General features: G+C 74.7%; 2 protein-coding genes and 2 pseudogenes. 2 read left to right on the forward strand and 2 right to left on the reverse strand.

Annotated elements, in window-relative coordinates; genetic code table 11:
- A pseudogene (locus tag N4P33_RS34330) lies at positions 1 to 414 on the forward strand (ATPase); the annotation flags it as partial.
- Between the two features lie 84 nt (positions 415 to 498).
- Positions 499 to 1,431 carry a sirohydrochlorin chelatase gene (locus tag N4P33_RS34335; RefSeq protein ID WP_260830837.1) on the forward strand — a complete coding sequence of 311 codons (933 nt, stop codon included), beginning with the start codon at positions 499 to 501 and terminating at the stop codon, positions 1,429 to 1,431.
- A gap of 154 nt (positions 1,432 to 1,585) precedes the next feature.
- Here N4P33_RS34335 and N4P33_RS34340 read toward each other — a convergent pair whose 3' ends face one another.
- Positions 1,586 to 2,620 carry a lactonase family protein gene (locus tag N4P33_RS34340; RefSeq protein ID WP_260830838.1) on the reverse strand — a complete coding sequence of 345 codons (1,035 nt, stop codon included), beginning with the start codon at positions 2,618 to 2,620 and terminating at the stop codon, positions 1,586 to 1,588.
- A 104-nt stretch (positions 2,621 to 2,724) separates the two neighbouring features.
- A pseudogene (locus tag N4P33_RS34345) lies at positions 2,725 to 2,898 on the reverse strand (FUSC family protein); the annotation flags it as partial.

Here is a 2,898-nt window from a genome sequence, read left to right on the forward strand (position 1 = left end):
CTGTATCCGCGCACCGACCGGCCGGCCGTCCTCGCCTCGTTCGCGCCGCGGGTCGCCGAGTGCGCGGGGAGCGATCCGGTCGCCGAGGGCATTCTGCGCGCGGCGGCCCGGCACATGGCGGACTCCGCCGCCGCCGTCCTCCCGGAAGCGGGTGCGCACGAGCCGCTGGTCGCGGTCACCGGGGGCCTGCTGAGGCTGGGGGACCCGCTGGTCGTGGCGGTGGACGAGGAGCTGGCGAAGCGGTTGCCGGGGGTGCGGCGGGTGCCGGCGGAGGGGGATCCGTTGCACGGGTCGGTGCGGATCGCCACCGACCTCGCGACCGATGCGTTCACCGTTCCGGGTGATGAGGTGATGCTGTGTGTGACGAGTCCGGCAGGTGAGGAGGTCACCGGTGGGGCGTGTGCCGACACGTAACTCATCAGACAAATCCGGACGGATACCGCTCACCTGCACCCTCCCCGAACAGGGGAGCCCAAGAAGCCACTAACATGCCGCAGCATGAGCACCCCCACTGGGCCCGCGTCCGGCCTGCCCGTACGAATGCCGCGCCCCCGCCAGCCAGGACGGCACCGCCGTCCCGAGCCCCTGGTGGCTCCCGAGGGCGCGCCCGCGCTCGTCCTCGCCGTGCCGGGTACTCCCAGTAGTGCCACCCGCTCCCTCGCCGACGAGGTCGTGAGCATCGCCCGCTCCGAGCTGCCCGGCCTCGACGCCCGGATCGGCTACCTCGACGGTGACGCGGACGCCTCCGCGGAGTTCCCCTCGCTGCAGGCCGTGCTCGCGCGTGCCGCCGACGAGCGCTCCGCCCGCTTCGAGCAGGCGCGCGCGGCCGGCATGGACGTCAAGGAGCCGGACGGGCCCGTCGCCGTGGTCGTGCCGCTGCTCGCCGGTCCGGACAGCGCGCTGCTGCGCCAGGTCCGTCAGGCCGTGATGGACAGCCGGGTCGCCGCCGATCTGACCGATGTGCTCGGTCCGCACCCGCTGCTCGCCGAGGCGCTGCACGTGCGGCTGTCGGAGGCGGGTCTGGCCCGCGCCGACCGTGCGCGGCTGTTCACGGTGGCGACGGCCGCGGACGGGATCATCCTGGCGTCCGTGGGCGGCGACGAGGCCGTGCAGGCGGCCGGGATCACCGGCATGCTGCTCGCCGCGCGCCTCGCGGTGCCGGTGATGGCGGCCGCGCTGGACCAGGAGGGGTCGATCGCCTCGGTGGCGGAGCAGCTGCGGAGCTCCGGTTCGCAGCAGCTGGCGCTGGCGCCGTATCTGATCGGGCCGGAGATCGACGCGAGCCTGGTCGCCGAGGCGGCGAAGGAGGCGGGGTGCTCCGCCGCGGAGCCGCTGGGGGCTTACCCGGCGATCGGGAAGCTGGCGCTGGCCAAGTACACGACGGCGCTGGGGATTGCTCCGCAGCAGCCGCAGGGGACGCCGAGTCGCTGACGTGGTCGCCGACACGGAGAAGGGCCCGCTCGTCATGAGGGGCCCTTTGCCGTGTCGGGGACACCGTTGCCGGGCGGCTGCGGGCGCGTGGGGGTTGACCGCGCAGTTCCCCGCGCCCCTTCGGGGGCGCGTTCCCTGAGCCCCCTTGCATGGTTCAGGCGATCACCACGCACGACGCCGCCTGTACCGGGATCGCGCCGCCGTGATGGGGGATGCCCGTCGTCGGATCGACGGTGAACCAAGCCACGTCACCCGAGCGTTCGTTCGCGACGTACAGGAAGCGGTCGGATGCCGTGAGGGCGCGGGGCCAGTGGCCGCCGCAGGGGACGGTGGCGGTCAGTTTCGGTACTGCCGCGTCCGGGTCGGCCGTGAACACCGACAGGATGTCCTCGCCCCGGGTCGCGGTCCAGACGAAGCGGCCGTCGGGCGAGACCGCGACGCCGGACGGGTAGGCGTCGCCCGCCGGGGCGCCGGGCAGCACCGGGAGCTCGGTGAGCGGCTTGAGCAGGCCCTCGGTGGCGTCCCAGTCGCAGACGACGAGGGTGGGGCTCAGCTCGTTGAGGACGTACGCCCGCCGTCCGTCGGGGTGGAAGGCCAGATGGCGCGGGCCCGAGCCCGGGCGCAGGGCGATCTCCCGGTGCAGGGTGGGCGCGCCGCCGGCCAGGGTGCACACCCGTACGGAGTCCGTGCCGAGGTCGACGCTGACCGCCCAGCGCCCGCTCGGGTCGGGCTGCACCTGGTGGGCGTGGGGGCTCTGCTGGCGCTGCGGGTGGGGTCCCGAGCCGGTGTGCGGGAGCGTCCCGGAGAGGGCGGGAGCGAGCGAGCCGTCGGTACGGACGGGCACCGCGGTGACGCTGCCGGAGCCGTAGTTGGCGGTCAGGACGTGCCCGGCGAAGACGGTGAGATGCGTCGGTCCGCTCCCGTCGACCGGCACCGGGGATCCCACAGGCTCGGGCCCGTCCCCGTTGACGCGGTACGCGGCCACCGCCCCCTCGGCGGTCTCGCTGACCGCGTAGAGGGTCCGGCCGTCGGGCGACAGGGCCAGGTACGAGGGGTCGGGTGCGCCGTCGACCGTGCCGAGGACGGTCAGCGCGCCGTCGTCGGGGGAGATCGCCGCCGTGACGATGCCGGGACCGCCGGCCGCCGTGAAGGATCCGATGTACGCCCGTCGCCTGCCGCCGTCCGACACGGCTGTCCCCTCTCGTCCCTGCCGATCCCGCCCGCTGCGGACGGGGTGACGGTAGCAGTCGATCAGGCCAGGTCCAGACCAACGGCGGGCCCCGTGCGCGGTGTCTAGGCGCCCACCAGCGGTGATCCTGACGGCGCGCGCAGCGGCGCAGCGAGTTCGGCGAGGGCCCGCTCCAGGCCGTGCAGATGGGCGAGGGCGGGTTCCGTGGCGGCCGGCGCTGTGCGGACCGCGAAGTCCCGGCCCTCGGTGAGCGCCTCGACCGCGGCCTCGACGCGCCA

The organism is Streptomyces sp. 15-116A, from assembly GCF_025290915.1.
In the GTDB taxonomy this organism is placed as follows: domain Bacteria; phylum Actinomycetota; class Actinomycetes; order Streptomycetales; family Streptomycetaceae; genus Streptomyces.